This is a genomic window from Flavobacterium sp., assembly GCF_027490375.1.
GTDB lineage: Bacteria > Bacteroidota > Bacteroidia > Flavobacteriales > Flavobacteriaceae > Flavobacterium.
Genome location: NZ_JAIXYH010000060.1, coordinates 78,702 through 103,670, shown reverse-complemented (window position 1 = coordinate 103,670; position 24,969 = coordinate 78,702). Strand labels below are relative to the sequence as shown.

Below are 24,969 nucleotides of genomic sequence, written 5' to 3'. Positions count from 1 at the left end.
TCTAAGAAAGAAAATTGCCGCATAAAGGCAATTTTGCACCCAAAATAAAAAAACTTAAAACAAAACAAAATCTAGAAAAATAAAAAAACCGTCTCAATTTAAGTTATGAGACGGCTTCTCTTTTAAATATAAAGTTAATGCTTAGAATGCAGTATTCAATGAAAGTGAGAATCCAGTGCTTTCGGGCACAAAACGACAAACACCACCTACACAAACTAAACCACCGCGTTGGCGTCCGTAACTGAAGGCAATTCGCGTACTTTTTTTACGAAAAGCTGTCCCGAAATTATAGTAGTGCTTTTGTTGTAACTCATCGTCGCTACCGTAGTTATATAAATCCATTACATAGAAGGAAAGCTGCTGATTTACGTTGTATTCGACCGTTGCTGAAGCCCAGTTTTTACGATCGCCATCGGCCCACATATGTTCTAAAAGTACTCGAGTCGACTGCTTAGTCGTAAAACGATAAGTCCCTTCTGCAGCAACGATGTTTGTTCGAACCAAACCTTCCGTCTCTTCAATTAACTTCTTGTTGTAATACTGATTAATGTAGCCAAAAATCCCTTGAAATTTATTGTTAAACTTTTTACTGATTTCGATGTTGTAATCTGAAAAATACTTCTTTCCAAATCCCAGAATGTTAGTATCGTAATCTTTTGGAGGTAAGATAAAAAAATCGCCAGCTAACGCATGCCAGTTCGACATATTTAGAGCAACTTTTGTTCCATATTTACCTCCCAGCAGACTGCCTTTTGAAAATTCGTAGAATAGGTCAATTTGCCCACCAATTTCACCAGCTTTTACCAAAGTTTGGTCCGATAAAATCACATTTGGTTGCGATTGATACACATAAATATTGGCTAAGTTGAAATGGTGCTGCTTCGTTAAACTCGGAATGAAATTTAAAATCCGATCGTTAAATACATTTCCCTTAGCAGCTCGTTCGCTAAAAAAAGAAAAGTTCTCTAGTCTTCTAAAAGTACCGTCGATGCCAAAACCTTTCGAAGCATAACCAAGATTCAACAAGGCAGCCGTTCCTTGTTTTACGAATAAGTTTTGAACCTGTCCACTCGCTTCAACAACGCCATCGGGCGACTTATAATTATATTCTAAACCACCGTAAAACTTTCCAAAGTTAAAATTAGAACGAACACCATAGCCGTTTGTAGTTCTATTAAAATTCGGATTTTCAAAACCCGTTAATTCATCTCTGCCAATGTAAGTTAATCCAAAAGAAAGTCCGGAAGATTCCCATTTCAACAAATCATCGACGGACCATTCTAAATCACCACCAAAAACGGTTCCTTCCGACAATTCAAAACCTGTTCTTTGCCTGCCGTAAATACCTTTTATGGCGAGGGAGTTTACCGGTCTAACCACTACTCGACCCCCCATCAACGCATTATTAATTCCAAGAGCTCGATCTTCCCAAGAGCGGTACAAAAGTCCGCTACCAAACTGCTCATAAAAATAACCTAGCGTTGCGTCAACGAATTTATTTTTGTATTGAACAAAATACGTTGCAACATTTGTTTGGTTGTATTTGGGGTTGAAGTTTAAAAGCGCTTCATTTTCGTATCCTTCTGCTTGAATTCCTGCAGTAAAATTTTTGTATTGATAATTCAATAAAAAATAGTTGTTCGAACGTAACGGATTTTCAGGCTGCGTGACATTTAATTGCTTGTCGTTGATGTAAAATTGCGCATTCGATTCAAACCCACCAGAAATTTTGTGATTAGACTGGCCAACTGCAGCGGCTACAGTGCATACCGCTGCTAAAAAATTACAATATTTAGACACAGTTTAAAGCGTTTTTAGTTTTTCAAATAGCTCCGATTCCGAGCCTGGAACATAGCCATTCTGGATATGAACAATTTGATTGTTTTTCACAACAACTGTGTACGGAATATTTACAATCGTTAAGTTTCTTTTTAAATCCTGATTTGTATCAAGCAATACTTTATAATTCCAACCTTTGCCTTGCACTAAGGGTTTTACTCTTTTTACGGTCCGAGAATCGTCGGTGGAAACTGCAACTACCTCAAAATTCAAATCCGATTTGTAATCATCTTGAATTTCAGAAATGGCATCAAGCTCATTAATACAAGGAGCACACCAAGTTGCCCAAAATGAAAGAATGTAAAATTTATCTTTCTCTGAAAAATCTTTTGTGAGATTGAACTCGGAACTTTCGGTGGTTTTTAATGTTAAATCGGGTAGCTTTTGTTGCGCGTTTGCGAATAATGAAACAAACAGGAGCGCAAATGTTATTTTATTCATCTTTGGTTGGTTATTTGTGGCAAATAAAGAAATATTCTACCAAATCACAACAAAATTTACTTTATTTGCGTAACTAAAATTTTTATCATGAAACGCGTTTCTCTTTTTGTGCTTACGCTACTCAGCACTAGTTTATTCATCGCTTGTAGCGAAACTAATGTTATTGAAAAGCCAATAGTTATCGACGAAACGCCCGATGCTGAACCTGTCTCCGGACAATTCACCAAAAATGTGCTCATTGAAGACTACACCGGAACTTGGTGTGGCAACTGCACACGCGTGTCTTACGGTATCAAACAAGTGTTCGAACAAACCAACCGAGCGGTTGCTGTTGCTATTCACTACGGAAATGATCCATATCACTTTGATGGAATCGATCCCTTGAAAAATTTAATCTCTCCAGATTTTGATCTAGAACTACCCGTTAGCCGATTAAATCGTTTGACGGTATGGTCGTTTCCAGAACCGCAAAATGTGCAACAAGCAGTAAACTTAACAAGCGTGAACTGCGGACTTGGACTCAAAATGAATGCATCTAGAACTGCAACTGGATACAATTTACAAGTTGACGTAAAATTCGTTCAAAACTACGAGGGTCTAAAACTTGTGGTTTATTTGTTGGAAGACGATCTAATTTATTTCCAGAGAAACTACACCCAATTTTATAATGCTGTAAATCCGATTCCAAATTTTGAACACGATCATGTGCTGCGTGCTAGTGTAACAAATATCCTTGGAGATGCTATGGGAAGCAACACCCGATTTGGAGAAACTTTTAGCAAAACTTTTGATATTGCTCTTCCTGCCGATATCGAGAATCCGGAGAAGGTCAACTTCGTTGCATTTGTTGTAGGTGCCGATAATCGCGTGATCAACGTACGCCACTGCAACTTGAACGAAACGCAAGATTTTCAAGAGAATCCATAAAAAAAGAGGGAAGTCGCATAGTACTACTCCCCTCCTACTAACCAATAACCAAAACAATTATGAAAAAACACTATGCTAGCATAGGGATATTGGTCTGTCTTATCATTATATCATTTGCGATTCCAACGCTTCATAATTATTTAATATAAAGTACGGACTTAAAGAAAGGTTTGTTACTTTAACATCAGTTAATTCTTTTATAATTTCGATAGACTATCTTTGTACAAACAAACAACTGATGTCTTTTTTCTCTTCTGATTTCACTCTTGGAATACTCGGTGGCGGACAATTAGGTAAAATGCTACTGACCGAAACCCGCAAATTCGATATTAAAACAGCCGTTCTCGATCCCGACGCCTCAGCGCCCGGGCGACTAGCAACCAACTCTTTTTCGGTTGGAAACTTAATGGATTTTCAAACTGTTGTCGACTTTGGAAGGAAAGCCGATGTGATTACCGTCGAAATTGAGGCCGTAAATACAGAGGCTTTGGCTGCGCTTGAAGCAGAAGGAAAAAAAGTATACCCGCCATCGGCAGCCTTAAAAATCATTCAAAATAAATGTCTGCAAAAAGCACATTATGCTGCTAACAACATTCCTACTTCGCCGTTTACCAATTACGAGTCGCTCAAGGATTTAATGCTCGATGTGGTTTCGGGAACGTTGCGTTTGCCATTTGTATGGAAGAGTGCCGAAGCAGGATACGACGGATTTGGTGTTCAAGTGGTTCGCGAAATAAAAGATTTAGATACACTCAAAGAAGGTGCTTGTCTGGCAGAAGCCTTAGTTGATTTTCAGAATGAAATAGCGGTCATTGTTGCCCGAAACGCTAAGGGAGAAGCTGTAACTTATCCAGTGGTAGAAATGGAGTTTCATCCAACGGCTAATCAAGTTGAATTTGTGTTGTGTCCGGCTCGCATAAACGACCAAATTGCTCAGCATGCGCGAGAATTGGCGCTGCGTGTGGCAGATAGTTTTAAAATTGTTGGTTTGCTGGCCGTTGAACTATTTCTTACAAAAACCGGCGAAGTACTAGTTAACGAGGTGGCACCTAGACCACATAATTCTGGACATTATTCCATAGAAGCCTCTGTTTGCTCGCAGTTCGAAAATCATTTGCGTGCCGTTCTCAATTTACCCTTGGGCGACACGTCAAGCAAAATGGCAGCCGTGATGGTCAATCTTGTTGGAGCCGCCGGATTTCATGGTCAGGTGGAATACGAAAACATCGAAGACATTCTAAAAATTCCTGGCGTAACGCCACATATATATGGCAAACGTGAAACAAGACCGTTCCGAAAAATGGGACACGTGACGATTGTGCATCAAGATATTGAAAAAGCACGCGAAAATGCGGCAATGGTAAAATCAGCAATCTTAGTAAAAAGTACCTAATGAAAACCGCTACTTGGAATATTCGTCTGCTACTGCTTTTTACCGTAGTTCCGATTTTATGCGTTGCACAATCCGAAAAAGCCGACATGTCGGGTTTTATTCAACTCAACAATTTTAAATTTCTGGATTTGCTCGAGGACAACCCGACTATTGAGAAACGATACGTACTCGAAAATGGAGAAACCTACGACCAAAAATTCTTGGATTCTGTTAAGACTTTACCTGAAAACGAAAAATTCGTGCAGCGATTCTTTACCAACAAAGAGAAAACGTTAGTCTACATTCAACTCGCAAAATACACTGCCAAAGACCAAGAAAGAGTCAATGATGAATTTCAGGATAAGATAAAACAAGCCAAAAAGAACAAGAATAAACTTATCGGTGAAAATCTTTCTGAGCTCGTTTTCTCCGACATTACCGGCAATACATATAAAATTGCCGACTTAAAAGGAAAGATCATTTTGATGAATTTCTGGTTTACAAAATGCGGTTCGTGCATTAAAGAAATTCCGGATTTACATAAAATGCAAGAGAAGTTTGAAGGCAAAGACGTTTTGTTTTTTGCAGTTACTTACAACGAAGCGGCGAGAATTCAGAATTTTTTAAAGAAAGTTCCTTTTAACTTTACGCACATTACCGACAGCCAAGCAATCATCGATCAGCTCGGTGTCACGTTCTTTCCGACGAATATTCTAATCGACAAGCAAGGTGAGGTCGTTTTTTTTAGCGATTTCGATGCTTTTATTGGCGGAAAAGAACTTCAAAACATTACCAAACTTATTACTAAGAATTTAAAAAAAGAACTATGACAGACGTAGCGATTGTAATGGGAAGTAAGAGTGATTTACCCGTAATGCAAGCTGCCGCAGATATCTTGGACCAGTTTGGCGTTACGTATGAAATCGATATTGTTTCAGCGCATCGAACGCCCGAAAAACTGTTTGATTTTAGCACAAATGCGCACAAACGCGGTGTCAAAGTAATCATTGCTGGTGCAGGCGGTGCAGCACATTTGCCAGGAATGATCGCTGCTATGAGTCCGCTTCCTGTAATTGGTGTTCCGGTTAAATCTTCAAATTCGATCGACGGTTGGGACTCCGTATTGTCTATTCTACAAATGCCCGGAGGTGTTCCTGTTGCAACGGTAGCACTTAACGGCGGAAAAAATGCAGGTATACTCGCAGCACAAATTATTGGCTCGGCTAATGAAAACATTCAAAGAAAAGTAATAGAATACAAAGTGAGTTTGCGCGAAGAAGTTGAAAAAGCTTCGCAAGCTCTAAAAAAATAAGGACCATCATTGCTGACAGTCCTTAAAACTTGCGTTCTTACTTTGGTTTGGGGCCACAAAGCAAGAACAAAACTTGTTGTGAAAAAAATTAAAATCTGTCACAAATATAAAATTAAAACTTGAACAAAAATACACAGTTGTGTATTTTGTCGTTAAAATACTACAAAATATCTATGTTTTTACATTCATTCGATACACCACACGAGTCCATTCCATTTTCAAAAATCGATCACAACTTGTTTGAATCGTACTTTGACAGCTGTATTGACGCGGCATGGACTGATATACAACGTGTTATAGACAATCCGGAAATTACAAATTTTGAGAACGTGATTCGTGCTCTAGAATTCAGCGGACAAGCACTCGAGCGTTTGAGTGCGTGCTTTTTTAACCTCAACAGTGCCGAAACCTCAGAAACGATTCAAAAAACAGCACAAAAAGTGTCGCCCAAGCTTGCAAAGTTTGGAAATGACGTGGCTTTGAATCCGGTACTTTTCGAAAAGGTTAAATACGTCTTTGAAAATACGGCTGCAAATTCTCTTACCTCTGAGGAACAAATGCTTTTGGAAAAACGCTATAAGAGCTTTGTGCGAAACGGTGCTTTACTTTCCGACAGCGAAAAAGAGCGCTTACGCGAAATCGATGAGCAATTGTCGGCCTTAAAACTCAAATTTGGCGAGAACATCTTAGCTGAAAACAATGCGTACCAATTAGTGGTTACCGATAAAGAACGCTTGCGCGGACTGCCAGAACTGGCACTACAGCAAGCACAAAACTTGGCGCAACAAAAAGGAATAGATGGCTACGTTTTTACACTCGATTTTCCGAGTTATCTACCTTTTGTCACTTACGTGGAAGATCGAGAATTGCGACAAGAAATCGCTATTGCAGCCGGGAAAAAAGCCTTCCAACAAAACGAATTCAACAATGAAAAAAACGTGCAGCAAATTGTCGCTTTACGTCACGAGCGAGCACGCTTACTCGGATACGAATCGCATGCGGCCTTTGTATTAGAAGAACGCATGGCTCAAAATCCCGACCAAGTAAAGCAGTTTCTGAATACGATTTACGACAAAGCCATGGAAAAAGCACGTCGGGAATTTATTGATTTACAGAATTTTGCGCAAGAATCTGACTCGTTGTTGCAGCTTCAAAAATGGGACGGAACTTTTTACAGCGAAAAGCTCAAGCAACGTCTTTTTGCGATCGACGATGAGGCTTTAAAACCCTATTTTCCGCTGAATCAAGTTCTGGAAGGTGCCTTTTCGATTTCGGAAAAATTGTATGGAATTACTTTTAAAGAAAACGATACGATTGAAAAATACCATCCGGATGTAAAAGTGTACGAAGTGTTTTATGAGAGTGGCGAATTTTGTGCGCTCTTGTACACCGATTTTCATCCACGAGCTGGAAAACGTCAGGGCGCATGGATGACTTCTTTTAAGTCGCAATGGAAAACCAACAACGAAAACAGCCGACCACATATTTCGATTGTTTGCAATTTTAGCGAAGGAACTGCCGATACGCCGGCTTTGCTCACGTTCAACGAAACCACTACCTTATTTCACGAATTCGGACATGCGCTTCACGGTATGTTAGCCGACACCGTTTACCCGTCGCTTTCCGGAACATCCGTGTATTGGGATTTTGTGGAATTGCCGAGTCAGATTTTTGAAAACTGGTGTTACGAAACCGAAGCGCTACAAACTTTTGCCAAGCACTGGCAAACGGGCGAAGTTATCCCAGAACATTTCATCAGGAGCATTAAAGCAGCGGCCAATTTTCAAGAAGGTATGGCAACCGTTAGACAGTTGAGTTTCGGATTTTTGGATATGGCGTACCACCACGACAGCCGCGGAACTGTTGATGCCGTGAAACCCTTTGAAGCCGCAGTCTTTGAAAAAACGGCGCTTTACCCCGATGTGGCCGAAAATTGTATGAGTGTTTCGTTCAGTCATATTTTTAACGGCGGCTATTCGTCGGGTTATTACAGCTACAAGTGGGCCGAAGTTTTAGATGCGGACGCCTTTGGTATTTTTAAAGAACACGGCATTTTAAATCGCACAATTGGCGAGCGCTTTAAAAACGAAATATTATCTAAAGGCGGCACCGTGCATCCGATGGAGCTGTACAAAGCTTTCGCTGGAAGAGAACCTCGCGTTGAAGCGCTGTTAGAACGTGCCGGTCTTTTAAACTAACCTTACAATGAGTAAAGCTGTAATTCGCGTTGTTTTGATTTCGTTATTGTCGAACGGCGTGTTGGCAGTAATTAAATTTTTAGCAGGCGTTTACGGCGATAGTTACGCACTTTTGGCTGATGCAACCGAATCGGCGGCCGACTTTTTTGCGTCGTTTGTCTTGTATTTCGGATTTATTTACAGCCACAAGCCTGCCGACAAAAATCATCCGTACGGGCACGGTCGGTTAGAGCCGCTGGTTACATTTATTGTCGTTGCTTTTTTAATTTGTTCGGCATCGCTGATTGTTTATAAAAGTATCGTACACATAATTACGCCGCACAAAACACCGGCACCATTTACGCTACTTGTCTTGGGAGTTTTGATTATTTGGAAAGAAATTTTGTTTCGAATTGTGATGAATCGGGCCAAGAAATCGAATAATACAGCGCTCAAGGCAGAAGCCTGGCATCATCGAAGCGATGCGTTAACTTCGGTTGCGGCATTTATTGGCATTTCGATTGCGCTTTTTTTTGGAAAAGGCTACGAGTCGGCCGATGATTGGGCAGCACTTCTCGCCTCTTTTGTTATTTTTTACAACGCTTGGCACATATTTCGACCTGCGTTGGGCGAAATGATGGACGAGCAAATACACGAAGACTTATCGGAACGCATTCGCATTGAATCGGTAAAGGTTGCAGGAATTATAGCAACAGAAAAGCTGCACATTCGCAAGAGCGGCGCCCGATATTACATCGATTTACATGCGATGGTTAAGGGAGAACTCACCGTAATTGAAAGTCATAAAATTGGACATGATTTGGAAGATCATTTGCTGCGAGAGATTCCGGAGATTGCAGAAGTGCTCGTTCATATCGAACCGGATTCGGTAACGTTGCCCGCGTGAGGGATAGAAACGAAAAGCTTTGTTTGCGGTGGCGTTTAAGCCGCAAACAAACTTGTAGTGTATAGCCCGACGGCGCCAAAAGACTTTTATTCAAAGAACGATCGTTTGCGCCGGCACGCCCAAATTAAAATAACGCAATCCATTTTAAGATTAGATAAAACAGCGGAACGGCTTCGACGAAAACATCGGCAAAGCGGCGATTTCCGGGCTTTGTTTGAATAATAACGAAAAACAGATACGCCGTTAACAGGATGGCGAGTAAACCATCTTCGAGCAGGAATGCTAGTATTGGCGAGCAAACAGCAAGGATTAATTTTAAAAATCGAGGTGCGAACAGTTGCGGAATACTGCGCGTATTGCGGATATCGGTGGGCAAATCGGCTATTTCGAACAATAAAATTTGCAGGCAAAACAAGCTGAAACGCAAAAAAAGATACGGTAAATCGACGGTTGTGTTCGCCAATAAAAGTGGAATAAGTACAGTTGTGAGCGTCCAGACCAGCGCTACAATCCCCACTTTTGAAAACGGATTATTTCGCCATCCGAAATTTGGGTTCCAGTTGTACGTTACCGAAAACACGATTGCCATAAAGAGTGCAATAGTTGAAGAAACGTTTGCTGCAGTGCACAAGAAAAGGCAAATAGTCATTCCCGAAACAGCGGCTATTAGCACGTTTACCGTTTGCGTTTTAATGAACTGATAAGCGGGTATCACACAGATAGTGAGACAACTAAGCGCAAGAATTTGCGAACTTAACTGAAAATGTATTTGTGTGATAAGAAAATTGGCGGCAAAAGCCAGCGCAGTAAGGCTGTTTAAGCTGATGAGTTGTGAACAGATCGATTTTTGCATGCGGTTGCTGGCCTGCGCTTCAAGCTGTTTATAAATTATCAAATTAGTTGATAACAATACTTAATAGCATGTTAGAATGCGCAATAAATTCAGGTGTAAAATAGTATTTTTGCAGCTATAAAATGAATCCCTAAATGAATACTTCTCAATTTGCTTTACGTCATATCGGACCTCGTGAGGAAGAGGTTTCGCAAATGTTGGAAACAATTGGTGTTGAAAGTGTAGATCAATTGATTTACGAAACCGTGCCAAGTGATATTCTACTAAAAACACCCTTGAATTTGCCGCCAGCGATGAGCGAATTTGAGTATTTAGATCACATAACCGAACTGGGAAAACAGAATAAAATTTTCGAATCGTACCTTGGTTTGGGATATCATCAGTGCGTTGTTCCGGCGGTAATTCAGCGTAACATTTTTGAAAATCCGGGCTGGTACACGGCTTACACGCCTTATCAGGCAGAAATTGCACAAGGCCGATTGGAAGCGATTTTGAATTTTCAAACGGTTGCCATAGAATTATCAGGTATGGAAATTGCCAACGCATCGTTGCTAGATGAAGCAACTGCTGGTGCAGAAGCGATGGCGTTGTTGTTCGATGTTCGGAGTCGCGAGCAGAAGAAAAATAACGTGTGTAAATTGTTTGTGAGCGAAGAGATTTTGCCGCAAACTTTATCGGTTTTACAAACACGTGCCACGCCTATTGGTGTTGAAATTGTGGTTGGAAATCACGAAACTTTTGATTTTTCAGACGAATTTTACGCTGCCATTTTACAGTATCCGGGTAAACACGGACAAATTTTCGATTACGCCGATTTTTGTAATAAAGCCAAAGAGAAAGACATCAAAGTAGCAGTTGCGGCTGATATTTTATCGTTAGTGGTGCTTACACCTCCGGGAGAATGGGGTGCTGATGTTGTTTTTGGAACTACGCAACGTTTCGGAATTCCGTTGGGCTATGGAGGTCCGCACGCAGCGTACTTTGCCACTAAAGAAGAGTACAAGCGCAGCATGCCGGGCAGAATTATTGGAGTAACCCAAGACACCAACGGCAACCGCGCCTTACGTATGGCTTTGCAAACCCGCGAGCAACACATTAAACGCGACAAAGCCACCAGTAACATTTGTACAGCTCAGGTATTGTTGGCTGTAATGGCGGGTATGTATGCGGTTTATCACGGACCGAAAGGATTGGCTTTTATTGCTAATCGCGTACATCAATCGGCCGTAACCATCGTAAATGCCTTGAATAAACTGGGCGTTTACCAAACAAATGATGCGTATTTCGACACCATTGTTGTAAAAGCCGCTGCAGACGTTGTTCGCCCGATAGCCGAGTCGAAGAAATGTAATTTCTTGTACATCGATGCGCAAACGATTGGTATTTCGGTAAACGAAACGACTTCCATAAAATCGATCAATAAAATTATTTCCATCTTCGCAGAAGCAGTTGGCAAAGAAGCTTTTGAAGTTTCGTCGTTAGATTCTGAAAGCGCACTACCACAGTCGCTGGCACGAACATCGAAATTTTTGACCTACGACGTATTTAACAGCTACCATTCGGAAAGTGCCTTAATGCGTTACATCAAAAAATTAGAGCGCAAAGATTTGGCTTTGAATCATTCGATGATTTCCTTGGGTTCATGTACCATGAAATTGAATGCTGCTGCAGAAATGTTGCCGCTTTCGATGGCGAAATGGAACAACATTCACCCGTTTGCTCCGGTAGAACAAGCGCAAGGATATCAGACTATGCTCAAGCGTTTGGAAGAGCAATTGAATGTAGTGACCGGATTTGCAGGAACTACTTTGCAACCCAACTCAGGTGCGCAAGGCGAATATGCCGGTTTGATGGTCATTCGTGCTTATCACCACTCGCGAGGCGATTTCCACAGAAATGTATGTTTGATTCCCGCTTCGGCACACGGAACCAACCCTGCTTCGGCGGCGATGGCTGGAATGAAAATTGTGGTTACTAAAACGATGGACAACGGAAACATCGATGTAGCCGATTTGCGCGAAAAAGCAACGCAGTATAAAGATGAGTTGAGCTGTTTGATGGTTACTTACCCGTCGACACACGGCGTTTACGAAAGTGCAATTCGCGAAATTACCGGAATTATTCACGAGAACGGCGGACAGGTTTATATGGATGGCGCCAACATGAATGCACAAGTTGGATTAACGAATCCGGCTACTATTGGTGCCGACGTTTGTCACCTGAATTTACATAAAACCTTTGCGATTCCGCACGGTGGTGGCGGACCGGGCGTTGGGCCAATTTGCGTAGCTGCGCATCTAGTTCCGTTTTTACCGAGCAATCCGGTTATTGAAACCGGCGGTTCTCAGGCAATTACTGCCATTAGTGCAGCTCCTTGGGGATCGGCTTTGGTATGTTTGATTTCTTACGGATACATTTGTATGCTAGGTTCGGAAGGACTTACCGAAGCGACGAAAATTGCCATCTTGAATGCGAATTACATGAAGGCTCGTTTGGAAGCGCACTATCCGATTTTGTACACCGGTGAACGCGGACGTGCAGCTCACGAAATGATTTTAGACTGCCGTGCCTTTAAAGCAAACGGAATTGAAGTTACTGACATTGCAAAACGATTAATGGACTATGGTTTCCATGCACCAACGGTGTCATTCCCTGTTGCTGGAACTTTGATGATCGAACCTACGGAAAGTGAAGATCAAGCTGAATTGGATCGTTTTTGCGATGCCATGATTGCGATTCGTGCGGAAATTGCTGCTTCGAGTGCAGAAGAACCAAACAATCCGTTGAAAAACGCACCGCATACCTTGCCGATGCTTACCAACGATACGTGGTCGTTTCCGTATAGTCGAGAAACGGCTGCATTCCCTTTGCCTTACGTGGTTGAAAACAAGTTTTGGCCATCGGTTCGACGCGTGGATGATGCTTATGGCGACAGAAATTTAGTTTGTTCGTGCGCGCCGATCGAAGCGTATATGGAGTAAAAAAGCAGCAGAAAAATTTACATTTTCTTAACGATTCATTAAGAATTTTGAGATTTCTGTAAATCATCTAAAAAATTGCACAAAAAGGGAATTTTAGCGTTAATTTAGCTGAATTCCCTTTTTTTTAACCATGAATATAGCAATACTAGGAAGCGGATCATTTATTCCGGAGAACATTTTGCGCAATGAAGATTTTGCGAGCACGCAATTTCTCAACGAAGATGGCACTCCACTGCCGGCTACTCCCGAAGTAGTTGTTCGAAAATTCAAAGAAATTACAGGTATAGAAGAGCGCCGATACGCCGATAAAGATGTTACGGCTTCGCAAATGGGTACCATTGCTGCTCAGCGCGCTTTAGCAAAATCGGGTATCGACCCAGAAACACTCGACTACATAATTTTGGCACACAACTTTGGCGATGTGCGCTACGGAGCTATCCAATCGGATATTTTGCCGAGTTTAGCATCGCGGGTGAAGCAAGAATTGCAGATAAAAAATCCGAAGTGTGTGGCATACGACATTTTGTTTGGTTGTCCGGGTTGGTTAGAAGGCGTCATTCAAGCGTACGCGTTTATCAAGGCTGGATTAGCAAAACGCTGTTTGGTTATTGGTACGGAAACCTTGTCGCGCGTGGTCGATCCGTTTGATCGCGATTCGATGATTTATTCCGATGGCGCCGGTGCCACGGTTATTGGTGCGCACGAAGGAGATTCGGCTATTTTAGGTATGGCTTCGGCAACGTATGCGTTAGAGGAAGCGGGTTATTTATTTTTTGGTCCGTCGAACGAAAAAGAGGCGCACCGCGATATTCGGTACATCAAGATGTATGGAAGAAAAATCTATGAATTTGCTTTGAGTAAGGTTCCGCAGGCGATGAAAGACTGCATTGACGCGAGTCCGTACACGGTAACCGACATTAAGAAAATACTCATTCATCAAGCGAATGAAAAGATGGATGAAGCAATTATCCAACGATTTTACAAGCTACACGGACAAACGCCGCCACCGGATATTATGCCTATGAGCATCCACAAATTGGGCAACAGCAGTGTAGCAACTATTCCTACTTTATTCGATTTATTGGTACAGGAAAAAATCGAAAATCACGAGTTAGTTCCGGGCGACATTATCATGTTTGCTTCTGTTGGAGCAGGCATGAATGTGAATTGTATGTTGTATAGGTATTGAGAGATTTCGAGATTGAAAGATTTCGAGATTGAAAGATTGAAAGATTGGCCTTCGACAAGCTCAGGCACCGACGATACGCGGGTTCGGGTGGCAATCCGATACGTGAAGTGGTGAATTTATCAAAGTCTTAATACTCCAATCTTAATACAAAAACGATACGTTAAGTGGTAAACGTCGCAAAGTCTATCCCGATGGCTATCGGGACTAGCCTCTAGCTTCCCCAAAACGATACGTAAAGTGGTGAATTCATCACCCCCAACTACTCTACAACTACTTTTCGAATTGAGGTCTGACCTTGCTCGTTGGTGGCTTTTAGTAGATATATGCCAGAAGCTAAAGAACTGCAATTTAATTGGTGCGAACCTGTTGCTAAACTACCGCTTTGCACTACACTACCGTGAATGTTTCGAAGCTCGTAGCCAAGGTTTTGCGTAGTTCGAAGCAACAATACATCGGTAACTGGATTAGAGCCTATTTCAAACAATTCAGAGCGATCAAAACTTTCTGTCTGTAGCGGACTACAAACTTCCGTGGCCCATTTTGCCAGAAAAAAATCGCTATCACCACCGTAACTGGGCACCGATAGAGAAGTTGTTGGAGTTAGTGTACCTGAGAATTTTCCACCCACCAGCATATCTCCCGAAGCATCAAACGCAATTTTTGTAACCAAACCCGTTGAACCCACCACGGCAGGCATGTGGATAATAGACGTAGCCGCACCTGTGGACTTGTTAAATGTAACAACTGTAGGGCGGGTACCATTACCAGGAGGACCAATTGTTTGCGATAGGCCACTCCAGGTAATATTCTGAAAGCTGTAACCACCCCAAACCACTTCGGTTGGCGTGCTGGTTAAGGCGCCATAACCTGCGGTGTCTCTATTACTCAAACTATGCCAAATAACTTGATCGGCAGTAGGATTGAGTTTCATGATAAAACCCGTTGGTAAACCAGTATTAGAAACACCTAAAAAAGTAGTATTGTTTAAACCAAAAAACCTACCACCCGTATAAATATTATTCTCGCTATCGAACTCCAAACCGTAAAAATTGATATAGGGTCCAGGCGGTGTACCTGTGTCTTGGCGCATCCACTGAAACTGACCCTGCTCGTTAAAGCATGCAATAAACGAAGTATGGCTCATTACCTCACCGCCATAGATTATTGGCGAACTATTCGCGTTATCGTTACCTGTAATGTAATAATACCCGTTGTACGGATTGCGGTAAAAATTACCTCCACCAACATTGTGTACTACGCCTTCTAAAGTGGTAGCACTTAAAAAATTACCTTCGGTATCATATTTAAATACCACGGAAGCCCGAGAATCAGAATTATTTACGAAAGCGCCATCCGCAAAGCTCACACCTGTTCCACACCCCATTAACCAATATAAATTTCCTTGAGAATCAACTTGCAATCCTCCTCTAGAACCATTTTGCCCCAGACTAATTAAAGAACTACTATTCTCTTGCGGGCGTCTAATCCACAAAAAATCGCCGTCACTTGAAAACTTAGCAATAAAATGCGGACTACAAGACGATTGAGTTTGATCAAAAATATAGTCTGTTCCAATGCGTGCAGGTTTCTGATTCAATGGATCGCAACTATTAAAACTACCTGCCACATATACATTACCTGCAACATCAATTACCAATTCGACAAGCCGCTCGAGACCGCTGCCACCAAACACTTTGGTCCAACGCAACTCCCCACTGCAACTAAAGCTGGCTAAAACCACATCGTTTGACGAGGTAACATCATTATAGGTAGTTATCGGAACACCCTCAATTTGCGGTGAAATCCGACCGAGAGAACTCAGCACGTAACTATTTTTTTCAGAATCGCTAACTATCGAAAACACCTCTTCTGTGCGGTAAGAAGGCAAGTTAATTGTTAATTCATTGGTCCCGCCCCCACGTTTGGTCCATTGCCAAGACTGTGCTTGTAAACCCAAACAGCTCAACAGCAGACCAAACATAACAACGCCTAGTGTTTTACTATTTTTTGAACGTGCCATGGTTGGTTGTTGATTAAAGAATGTTGTGGAAAGATACAAAAAGATACGTTAGTTAGTGTAATTTTCGAAACTTTACTTTCGAAAAGCTACCTTCGAAACGCTCAGGCACCAACGACACTCGGGCTCGGGAGGAAAAACGACATTTAAAGTGGTAAACTCATCAAAGTCTTAATACTTAATACTCCAATCTTAATACAAAAACGATGCGTTAAGTGGTAAACTCATCGAGTCTAACTTCTATCCCGATGGCTATCGGGACTAGCCTCTAGCTTCTGAAAATGGAGCACAATGTTTCACAAAGTTTTCCACAAAGTACACAATGTTACTTTCGATCCCCTAAGACAACGACAATTCTCAGGCTTGGGTGGAAAAACGACACGTGAAGTGGTAAACTCATCGAGTCTAACTTCTAACTTCTAACCTCTAGCTTCCCCAAAACGATACGTTAAGTGGTAAACTCATCGAGTCTTAATACTTAATACTCCAATCTTAATACAAAAACGATACGTGAAGTGGTAAACTCATCAAAGTCTTAATACTTAATACTGCAATCTTAATACAAAAACCACACGTAAAGTGGTAAACGTTGCAAAGTCTAGCTTCTCGTGTCTAGCTTCCAGCCTCTAAAAAAACGATACGTTAAGTGGTAAACTCATCACCCCCACTCCGATCACATCTAAAAATCCTCACCTAAAAATTTTCCCCTACTTTTGCCACAAAACTTAAAAACGTGTACGAGCATACGTATCCCAAAAAACGATTCGAAAAAACACTGGCTTTCGTCAAGAAACACTTGCCTGCACACTGCCACATTTTGGATCTTGGCGTAGAAAATCCTTTAGGCGAACTACTCAAAAAAGAGGGCTTTAACGTGCAAAATACCTCCGGCGAAGATCTAGATGTACACCAAGACGGATTACACATAAACGCCGACGCAGTAACAGCTTTCGAAATTTTCGAACATTTACTCAATCCGTTTACCGTACTGCAAAACGTAAAGAGCAACAAACTCGTGGCTTCTGTGCCGTTGCGTCTGTGGTTTTCACCGGCGTATCGTTCTAAAAACGATCCGTGGGACCGACACTTTCACGAATTTGAAGATTGGCAATTCGATTGGCTGCTCGAAAAAGCCGGCTGGAAAATTATCGCCACAGAAAAATGGACACACCCGGTGAATAAAATCGGTATCCGACCGCTGCTGCGCCGAGTTACTCCACGCTATTACATAGTTTACGCGGAACGAATTAACAAATAGCACATGAAAATTGCTGTTGTTGTTCCCGCACATAACGAAGAGCCGTTTATTGGTATTCTAATAAACAGCCTACGCGCGCAAACCCGACAACCCGATCAAGTTGTAGTTGTTTCCGATCACAGCACAGACAATACTGTTGAAGCCGCTCGATACGCCGCCCAAAATCAACCAAATTTTACGGTGATTGAACGTAAATCATCCGCAACTCACGAACCGGGATCTAAAGTTATTCGCGCCTTTCACGAAGGTTTGCAACAGGTTGAACCCGATTTTGATGTCATCGTAAAACTCGATGCCGATTTAGAATTACCACCAAACTATTTCGCGTGGTTGGAATCGGTTTTCGAAAATCCCAAAGTTGGAATTGCCGGCGGCGCTGCAGCTATCGAAGAAAACGGACAATGGAAAATCGAACGACTCACCGACAACGATCACGTTCGAGGAGCTTTTAAAGCATACAGCAAAAACTGTTTCGAAAAAATTGGCGGCTTGAAAGCAGCAATGGGTTGGGATACTGTCGATGAACTTCTGGCAAAATTCTACGGCTTTGATGTTGTCGTCAACGAAAATCTAGTCGTAAAACACCTCAAACCAACGGGTTTTAGCTACAATAAAAAAGCAGCGAAAACCCAAGGCGAAGCGTTTTATAGCCTGGGATACGGATTTTTACTCACAGCAATCGCCTCTCTAAAGCTAGCGCTTCGCAAGAAAAAACCAACCTTAGTTTTCCCATATTTGACTGGCTTTTTAACGGCTTCCCTTTCGGCGAAAGCCAAATTAGTAACCGCCGAACAAGCCCGCTTTATAAAATCGTATCGTTGGAAAAAAATTAAGCAGAAACTATTTGGATGAACAAGACTCAGAGTAGAATCACTACCTTTACTCTAATTGAAATGCTATGATGTTATTGCGCTATCTGACTCAAATGGGTCGGTATTTTTTAATGATCAAAGAGGTTTTCAACAAACCAACCAAATGGTCGGTTATGAAAGGACTCATCCTTAAAGAAGTCGACGATCTGATAATCGACTCGCTGGGAATTGTATGTTTTATTTCGTTCTTCGTTGGTGGCGTGGTTTCGATACAAACGGCTTTAAATCTTACTAATCCGTTAATTCCGAAATACTTAATTGGTTTCGCAACCCGACAATCCATTATTCTCGAATTTGCACCCACATTTATTTCGATTATCATGGCCGGAAAAATGGGTTCGTTCATTACATCCAGCATCGGAACCATGCGCGTTACCGAACAAATCGACGCGCTCGAAGTTATGGGCGTTAATTCACTAAACTACCTAGTTTTTCCAAAAATCATAGCCCTGCTTTTGTATCCGTTTGTGATCGGAATCTCAATGTTTCTCGGCATTTTCGGAGGTTACGTCGCAGCAGTTTATGGCGGTTTTGCGAGCAGTGCCGATTTTATCTTCGGAACTCAAAACGAATTCATCGCTTTTCATATCGCCTACGCCTTCATAAAAACATTCATCTTTGCTATTTTACTCGCAACAATACCGAGTTTTCACGGCTACTATATGAAAGGTGGCGCACTGGAAGTCGGTAAAGCATCGACCGTTTCGTTCGTGTGGACATCGGTTACCATCATTACCATGAATTACATTCTAACTCAAATGCTGCTGACATGATAACAATTACCGATGTTAAAAAGGCATTTAACGGCAGTCAAGTACTCAAAGGAATTTCGACCGTTTTTCGAACCGGTGAAACCAATCTCATCATCGGACAAAGCGGTAGCGGAAAAACCGTTTTGCTGAAAACACTGCTGGGAATTCACAGTCCGGATTCGGGAACTATCGACTTCGACGGCCGCATTTACGCCGATCTTTCTAAAGACGAACGCCGGGAATTGCGTACCGAAATCGGCATGGTATTTCAAGGAAGTGCCTTATTCGACAGTATGACCGTTGCCGAAAACGTAGCCTTTCCGCTACGCATGTTCACCACTAAATCACGAGCTGAAATCAACGAACGTGTCGACGTCGTTTTGCAACGTGTAAACCTTATCGACGCTCATAAAAAATTGCCAAGCGAAATCTCGGGCGGTATGCAAAAACGGGTTGCCATTGCTCGAGCCATTGTAAACAATCCGAAATATTTGTTTTGCGACGAACCCAACTCCGGTCTCGATCCCAATACCGCAATTCTTATCGATAATCTAATTCACGAAATCACCAAAGAATACAATATCACAACCGTAATTAACACTCACGATATGAACTCGGTGATGGAAATTGGTGAAAACATCGTATTCCTAAAAAACGGATTTAAAGAATGGCAAGGCGATAAATCGCAGATTTTCGTAACCGACAACAAAGCCGTAACCGACTTCGTCTATTCGTCGAATTTATTCAAGAAAGTTCGCGAAGCGTATTTGAAAGGCTAAACAACCTAAGTTCGACAACGACGCCCGTTAATTACAAACGCGCAGCTTCGGCACTAATTTCCTTTATCGATTGCTCGTCGGATAACGGATAAATTAAGATCGTATCGTGCGTTTCTACAATCATAAAATTGCTCAAGCCTTTTACTACGATACGTTTGTTCGAAGTCGTGGAAATTACATTTCCATTCGATTCTTTACTCAATAAACGCGCATTAACCACCGCATTATTTTGCGCATCTTTAGGCAACTTTTCGTACAATGCACCCCAAGTTCCCAGATCGTTCCAGTCGAAACTCGCGGGTAAAACAACAACATTTTGCGCCGGTTCCATTACGGCATAATCGATAGAAATATTTGCTGCTTGCGGATAAACTTGCGCTAATGTTGCTTTCGTTTCCTCAGCCGTTTGTACTTCACTAAAAACCGAGAACAATTGCATCATTTCCGGCTGATATTTCTCAAAAGCGCTCAATACCGAACGTGCACTCCACACAAAAATTCCTGCATTCCAATAAAAAGTACCGGCAGCTAAAAACTCCTTGGCTGTATCTAAATCAGGCTTTTCGCGAAATTGCTTGACACGTTTAAATGCGCCTAAATTTTCCCCACTTTCAATGTATCCAAAACCGGTATTCGGAAAGGTCGGAACAATTCCCAATGTAAGCAACACATCTTCGCGCGAAGCATATTCCATTGCCAAATCAACATCAGAAATAAATGCCACTTCGTCTTCAATAAAATGATCGCTCGGTGCCACGATAAAAACAGCATCCGGATTTGCTAGTTTAATTTTTAAAGCTGCAAACAAGATACACGGCGCCGTATTGCGCATGGCGGGTTCGGCTATAATGTTATCGTGATGCACTTTAGGCAACTGCTCTGCCACCAAAGAAACGTATGCCTGATTCGTTAAGACCAAAATTTGCGACTCAGGAACAATGCGTTGCAAGCGATCGAACGTTTGTTGCAATAAACTTTTTCCCGTTCCCAGCATGTCGTGAAACTGTTTCGGGTGCTCGGCTGTACTCACCGGCCAAAAGCGCGAACCCACGCCACCAGCCATAATTACTGCAAATCTGTTGTTATTTTTCATGCGTTATCTGTTTAACTTCTGCGTTTGGTCTAAATTTAAATCGCCGTCCTGTTTGCACTTCCGTACATTCAATCAGTTTTTGAATTAAGCCTACTTTTCGAAATACTCGACCGTCGGGCGTTTGAAAGTAACTGTTGTACGGCAAAGTAAATAAATAATCGTATTCCGTTTGCGGATCGTACTGCTTAAATGCAATCGTTAACGTAACATCGGTTCCATCGCTAGCCGACGGGTTTCGCAAATGACGCGCTAACAATTGCAGTAAATCGGCTGGAAAAACCGACGTATTCAAAACCGGTAACATCAACGTTCGAAACTCGTGTTTCCACTCCAAACCATGCGGTTTTATGCGCCGACCGTATTTTTCAAATGCCGTCAAATGCGCAATTTCATGCACCAGCGTCATCAAAAACCGATACTTATTTTTACCGCCGTTTACCGTAATTCGGTGTTTGCCGTCGGCTTCCTTTCGATAATCACCGTGCTTGGTTTTCCGATCGTTCACAATCTGCAAATGCACACGCCAATGTACAATCAGATCGAAACAGTAGTCGACCGCAGCTTCGGGTACGTATTTCGCTAAAATATCTTTCACAATGGTGAAACGGTTGTGTGCATCAGTTCGATAAAAATAAAATTTTTACGGAGTCGACAACGCCACCGGCAGCACTTTTCCGTTGAAAAAACGATGACCATTTTGCACAAAATCGGCAATAAAACTACCCATTTCTGGCGCAGTTACCGGTGCAACGTAACCCGGAAACGCCTCTGCTAACATTTCGGTTTGCACAGCTCCCAAAGCCAACGAATTAAAATAAATTCCTTGTTCTTTAAACTCTTCTGCCAACAGCTCAAACAACGTAATGAGTGCGCCTTTACTGCTGCTATACGCCGCCAAACCCGAAAATTTGCTGCTTCCTTGAATGCCACCCATCGAACTGATTCCCAAAACATGCGAACCGCGGTGCAAAAACGGCAACAACGCCTGCGTGAGCATTGCCACAGCAAAAACGTTCACCCGATAAACCGATTCAAAATCGGCTAAGGTAAGCGACTCAAATTTCTTGCAAATCAAAGTTCCTGCGTTGTGAACCAAACCATCTATACTACTTATTCCCAATGATTTAAGTGCGCTAGCAATTTTTTCTCCCTCGTTGTCGGCCGATAAATCTGCATTTAACTTAATCAATCGATCCGATTCTAAATTCACTTCGCTAGCGTTTCGACTTACTAAAACCACACGCGCGCCAGCGTCCAACAGTGTTTTTACCGTTTCAAGTCCAATTCCGCGCGAAGCTCCTGTTACTAAAAATGTTTTCATATGTATTTGGGCAGTCCGGCCCTAAAAGCGTTATCAAAAAACGGATGTGCGCCGGGCCGTCGCGCTTTCCGCTGCAATCTTTTGTTCCTTCGCAAAGCTACGTAACAAAAGGATTTTCGCTGCAATCGCTACTGCGAAAATCAAACCATAAAAAAACCGCTCTTTGAAAGCGGTTTTTTTATTTATAATGCATTTTTCAACTTTTCGTGAATTACGCAAGCATGGTAACAGGTTGTTCCAAATACATACGTAAGGTTTGTAAGAACTGTGCTCCAATAGCGCCATCAACCGTACGGTGATCGCAAGCCAAAGTAAGAGTCATTGTATTTCCTACAACAATTTGTCCGTTTTTAACCACCGGCTTTTCTACGATTGCGCCTACCGACAAAATCGCTGAATTAGGCTGGTTGATAATCGAAGTAAATTCGCGAATACCGAACATGCCTAAATTCGAAATGGTAAAGGTACTTCCGTCCATTTCATCAGGCGTGAGTTTTTTGCTCTTCGCACGACCTGCCACATCTTTCACGGCATGCGTGATTTCAGAAAACGACATTTGGTCGGCAAATTTCAACACCGGAACTACCAAGCCGTCTTCCACAGCAACCGCCACACCAATGTGAATGTGTTTGTTGATCAATGTAGCTTCTTCCGTCCAACGTGAATTTACTTTTGGATGCTTGCGCAACGCCATTGCCGAAGCTTTAATTACCATATCGTTGTACGAAACTTTCGTGTCTGGAATGGCATTAATCACGCTACGAGCTGCAATAGCTGCGTCCATATCAACTTCAATTGTCAAGAAGAAATGCGGAGCGGTAAAGCTCGATTCCGACAAACGTTTCGCGATAATTTTACGCATTTGCGAATTCTTCACTTCCTCAACCGATTCGCTTCCAACAGGCTTATACACCGGCGCTGGAGTAGCGGCAGCGGCGGCAACCGGAGCAGCAGCGGCTTGTGGTTTGAAGTTTTCAATATCCGATTTAATGATGCGACCGTTTTCGCCAGAACCTTTCACTTGACGCAAATCGATTCCTTTCTCTTCAGCCATTTTGCGTGCCAAGGGAGAAACAAACAAACGACCGCCGGTGTGAGCTACTTCTTCAACAGCAGCAGCAACGGGTGCAGCTACAGCAGTCTCAGCAGCTTGTGACGCAGCTGGCGCAGGAGCAGCCGAAGCCGCATTAACGCCCGACACATCTGTTCCGGCCGGACCAATAATTGCCAACATGCTATCTACTGGAGCCGATTCGCCAGCTTTCACACCAATTTTAAGAAGCGTTCCGGAATGAAACGATTCGAATTCCATTGTTGCTTTATCTGTTTCGATCTCTGCAAGAATATCACCTTCTTTAATTGTATCTCCTTCGGCTTTAAGCCAAGTAGCAACAGTTCCTTGCGTCATCGTATCGCTCAAGCGCGGCATAGTAACTACTATCACGCCTTTTGGCAACGCACCGCCAGCAGCTGGAGCAGTAGCCTCGGCAACTGGAGCAGCTTCTTGTTTTGGAGCAGCGTCTGCTTTTGGTGCAGCTTCTGCGGCAGCGTCGTATACTTCGCCAGCTTCACCAATAACGGCAAGCAACGAATCTACTGGCGCTGTTCCGCCTTCTGGCACACCAATGTGTAGCAACACACCCGGGTTGAACGATTCAAACTCCATGGTTGCTTTATCTGTTTCGATTTCAGCTAATATATCGCCCTCTTTCACCTGATCTCCGACCTTCTTTAACCATTTAGCAACAGTTCCTTCAGTCATCGTATCACTCAGGCGCGGCATGGTAACTTTTGTAGCCATCTATTTCAGTTTATGAGGTAAAAATGGATAATCTTTTTGTTCGTAAACCACATCGTACAATTGCTGTACTTCTGGGAAATCCGATTCTTCGGCAAATGTGGCACACTCTTCGACTAAATCTTTCACACGCTCATCGATAATTTCTATCTCGGCATCGGTTGCGTATTTGTTCTCTTTAATGATGTCGAGAACTTGTGTAATTGGGTCGATTTTTTTGTACTCTTCTACCTCGTCTTTGGTTCGGTATAATTGTGCATCCGACATCGAGTGACCTCTGTATCGGTACGTTTTCATTTCAAGGAATGTAGGGCCATCTCCGCGTCTTGCACGTTCAATAGCTTCATGCATTGCTTCGGCAACTTTCACGGGATTCATACCATCAACTGGTCCGCATGGCATTTCGTAACCTAAACCAAGTTTCCAAATATCGCCGTGGTTTGCAGTTCTTTCTACGGAAGTACCCATTGCATAGCCGTTGTTCTCAACGATAAATACTACAGGAAGTTTCCACAACATAGCCATGTTAAAAGCTTCGTGCAGGGAACCCTGACGTGCAGCACCATCACCAAAATAAGTTAAGGTTACGCCATCGCGACCAAAATACTTATCTGCGAAAGCGATACCTGCACCTACTGGAATTTGCGCACCCACGATACCGTGACCACCGTAAAAACCGTGCTCTTTCGAGAAAATGTGCATCGAACCACCCATTCCTTTCGAAGTACCGGTAACTTTTCCGAGTAGCTCGGCCATTACTTTTCGTGGATCAACGCCCATTCCGATGGGTTGCACGTGATTTCGGTACGCGGTAATCATTTTATCTTTCGACAAATCCATTACGTGTAGTGCACCAGCTAACACTGCTTCTTGACCATTGTACAAGTGTAAAAATCCGCGAACCTTTTGCTGAATGTAAAGCGCCGCTAGTTTATCTTCGAACTTGCGCCAAAACAGCATATCCTCGTACCACTTCAGGTAAACATCCTTAGTTATTTCTTTCATTTTTTTAAACGATTGTGATTGCTTGACAAATAAAAAACAGTTCTCAAGCGCAAAATAGTTTCCTCACAGCTAGCTT

Annotated in this window: 21 protein-coding genes; 12 read left to right on the top strand and 9 right to left on the bottom strand. The window is 42.4% G+C overall.

Annotated elements, in window-relative coordinates:
* Nucleotides 1-141 precede the first annotated feature (141 nt).
* Both Q0064_RS08240 and Q0064_RS08235 read right to left on the bottom strand, forming a co-directional pair.
* Complete coding sequence (locus tag Q0064_RS08240) at nt 142-1,800, bottom strand: DUF6029 family protein (protein ID WP_298147017.1); 1,659 nt, start codon at nt 1,798-1,800, stop codon at nt 142-144.
* A 3-nt stretch (nt 1,801-1,803) separates the two neighbouring features.
* Nucleotides 1,804-2,280, bottom strand: a complete 477-nt coding sequence (locus tag Q0064_RS08235) for a TlpA disulfide reductase family protein (protein ID WP_298147015.1) — start codon at nt 2,278-2,280, stop codon at nt 1,804-1,806.
* An 87-nt stretch (nt 2,281-2,367) separates the two neighbouring features.
* On the opposite strand from Q0064_RS08235, the gene Q0064_RS08230 reads away from it, so the two are divergent.
* The 6 genes from Q0064_RS08230 (at nt 2,368) to Q0064_RS08205 (ending at nt 8,975) form a co-directional block, all read left to right on the top strand.
* Complete coding sequence (locus tag Q0064_RS08230; protein WP_298147013.1) at nt 2,368-3,207, top strand: Omp28-related outer membrane protein; 840 nt, start codon at nt 2,368-2,370, stop codon at nt 3,205-3,207.
* Between the two features lie 235 nt (nt 3,208-3,442).
* Nucleotides 3,443-4,600, top strand: coding sequence for a 5-(carboxyamino)imidazole ribonucleotide synthase (locus Q0064_RS08225; RefSeq protein WP_298147021.1), 1,158 nt, complete (start codon nt 3,443-3,445; stop codon nt 4,598-4,600).
* Nucleotides 4,600-5,409, top strand: a complete 810-nt coding sequence (locus tag Q0064_RS08220; protein WP_298147010.1) for a TlpA disulfide reductase family protein — start codon at nt 4,600-4,602, stop codon at nt 5,407-5,409. The genes Q0064_RS08225 and Q0064_RS08220 overlap by 1 nt, the downstream gene beginning before the upstream one ends.
* Nucleotides 5,406-5,891, top strand: coding sequence for a 5-(carboxyamino)imidazole ribonucleotide mutase (purE, locus tag Q0064_RS08215; RefSeq protein WP_298147007.1), 486 nt, complete (start codon nt 5,406-5,408; stop codon nt 5,889-5,891). Before Q0064_RS08220 ends, purE begins: the two co-directional genes overlap by 4 nt.
* A 173-nt stretch (nt 5,892-6,064) precedes the next feature.
* On the top strand, nt 6,065-8,089 hold the full coding sequence (locus tag Q0064_RS08210; RefSeq protein WP_298147004.1) for a M3 family metallopeptidase: 2,025 nt from the start codon (nt 6,065-6,067) through the stop codon (nt 8,087-8,089).
* Nucleotides 8,090-8,096: 7 nt separating this feature from the next.
* Nucleotides 8,097-8,975, top strand: coding sequence for a cation diffusion facilitator family transporter (locus Q0064_RS08205; protein ID WP_298147001.1), 879 nt, complete (start codon nt 8,097-8,099; stop codon nt 8,973-8,975).
* Nucleotides 8,976-9,099: 124 nt separating this feature from the next.
* Here Q0064_RS08205 and Q0064_RS08200 read toward each other — a convergent pair whose 3' ends face one another.
* Complete coding sequence (locus Q0064_RS08200; protein ID WP_298146998.1) at nt 9,100-9,828, bottom strand: hypothetical protein; 729 nt, start codon at nt 9,826-9,828, stop codon at nt 9,100-9,102.
* Between the two features lie 134 nt (nt 9,829-9,962).
* Between Q0064_RS08200 and gcvP the strand changes: the two genes are divergently transcribed.
* Complete coding sequence (gcvP, locus tag Q0064_RS08195) at nt 9,963-12,809, top strand: aminomethyl-transferring glycine dehydrogenase (RefSeq protein WP_298146995.1); 2,847 nt, start codon at nt 9,963-9,965, stop codon at nt 12,807-12,809.
* Between the two features lie 130 nt (nt 12,810-12,939).
* The gene (locus tag Q0064_RS08190; RefSeq protein WP_298146992.1) at nt 12,940-13,998 is read left to right on the top strand and encodes a ketoacyl-ACP synthase III; all 1,059 of its coding nucleotides are present in this window, start codon (nt 12,940-12,942) and stop codon (nt 13,996-13,998) included.
* A 259-nt stretch (nt 13,999-14,257) separates the two neighbouring features.
* Here the strand turns inward: Q0064_RS08190 and Q0064_RS08185 are convergent, their stop codons facing one another.
* A complete protein-coding gene (locus Q0064_RS08185; RefSeq protein ID WP_298146989.1) occupies nt 14,258-16,018 on the bottom strand; it encodes a T9SS type A sorting domain-containing protein in 1,761 nt (586 codons plus the stop codon).
* 730 nt (nt 16,019-16,748) lie between these two features.
* On the opposite strand from Q0064_RS08185, the gene Q0064_RS08180 reads away from it, so the two are divergent.
* From Q0064_RS08180 to Q0064_RS08165, 4 genes are read left to right on the top strand one after another with little or no spacing between them, the layout of a single operon-like run.
* Nucleotides 16,749-17,273 carry a methyltransferase gene (locus Q0064_RS08180; protein ID WP_298146986.1) on the top strand — a complete coding sequence of 175 codons (525 nt, stop codon included), beginning with the start codon at nt 16,749-16,751 and terminating at the stop codon, nt 17,271-17,273.
* Nucleotides 17,274-17,276: 3 nt separating this feature from the next.
* Nucleotides 17,277-18,125 carry a glycosyltransferase family A protein gene (locus tag Q0064_RS08175; protein ID WP_298146983.1) on the top strand — a complete coding sequence of 283 codons (849 nt, stop codon included), beginning with the start codon at nt 17,277-17,279 and terminating at the stop codon, nt 18,123-18,125.
* 46 nt (nt 18,126-18,171) lie between these two features.
* Nucleotides 18,172-18,918 carry an ABC transporter permease gene (locus tag Q0064_RS08170; RefSeq protein WP_298146981.1) on the top strand — a complete coding sequence of 249 codons (747 nt, stop codon included), beginning with the start codon at nt 18,172-18,174 and terminating at the stop codon, nt 18,916-18,918.
* The gene (locus tag Q0064_RS08165) at nt 18,915-19,676 is read left to right on the top strand and encodes an ATP-binding cassette domain-containing protein (RefSeq protein WP_298146977.1); all 762 of its coding nucleotides are present in this window, start codon (nt 18,915-18,917) and stop codon (nt 19,674-19,676) included. Before Q0064_RS08170 ends, Q0064_RS08165 begins: the two co-directional genes overlap by 4 nt.
* Nucleotides 19,677-19,707: 31 nt before the next feature.
* On the opposite strand, the gene Q0064_RS08160 is transcribed toward Q0064_RS08165, so the two are convergent.
* The 5 genes from Q0064_RS08160 to pdhA all read right to left on the bottom strand — a co-directional run bounded on the left by Q0064_RS08160 (nt 19,708) and on the right by pdhA (nt 24,893).
* Entirely contained in the window at nt 19,708-20,769 is a 1,062-nt protein-coding gene (locus tag Q0064_RS08160) for a mannose-1-phosphate guanylyltransferase (RefSeq protein ID WP_298146974.1), read from the bottom strand.
* The gene (locus Q0064_RS08155; protein ID WP_298146971.1) at nt 20,759-21,364 is read right to left on the bottom strand and encodes a SprT-like domain-containing protein; all 606 of its coding nucleotides are present in this window, start codon (nt 21,362-21,364) and stop codon (nt 20,759-20,761) included. Before Q0064_RS08155 ends, Q0064_RS08160 begins: the two co-directional genes overlap by 11 nt.
* Before the next feature lie 45 nt (nt 21,365-21,409).
* Nucleotides 21,410-22,090, bottom strand: coding sequence for an SDR family oxidoreductase (locus tag Q0064_RS08150; protein ID WP_298146968.1), 681 nt, complete (start codon nt 22,088-22,090; stop codon nt 21,410-21,412).
* 211 nt (nt 22,091-22,301) lie between these two features.
* Entirely contained in the window at nt 22,302-23,891 is a 1,590-nt protein-coding gene (locus Q0064_RS08145; RefSeq protein ID WP_298146965.1) for a pyruvate dehydrogenase complex dihydrolipoamide acetyltransferase, read from the bottom strand.
* On the bottom strand, nt 23,892-24,893 hold the full coding sequence (gene pdhA / locus Q0064_RS08140) for a pyruvate dehydrogenase (acetyl-transferring) E1 component subunit alpha (protein ID WP_094486151.1): 1,002 nt from the start codon (nt 24,891-24,893) through the stop codon (nt 23,892-23,894). It lies immediately after the preceding gene.
* Nucleotides 24,894-24,969: the final 76 nt, after the last annotated feature.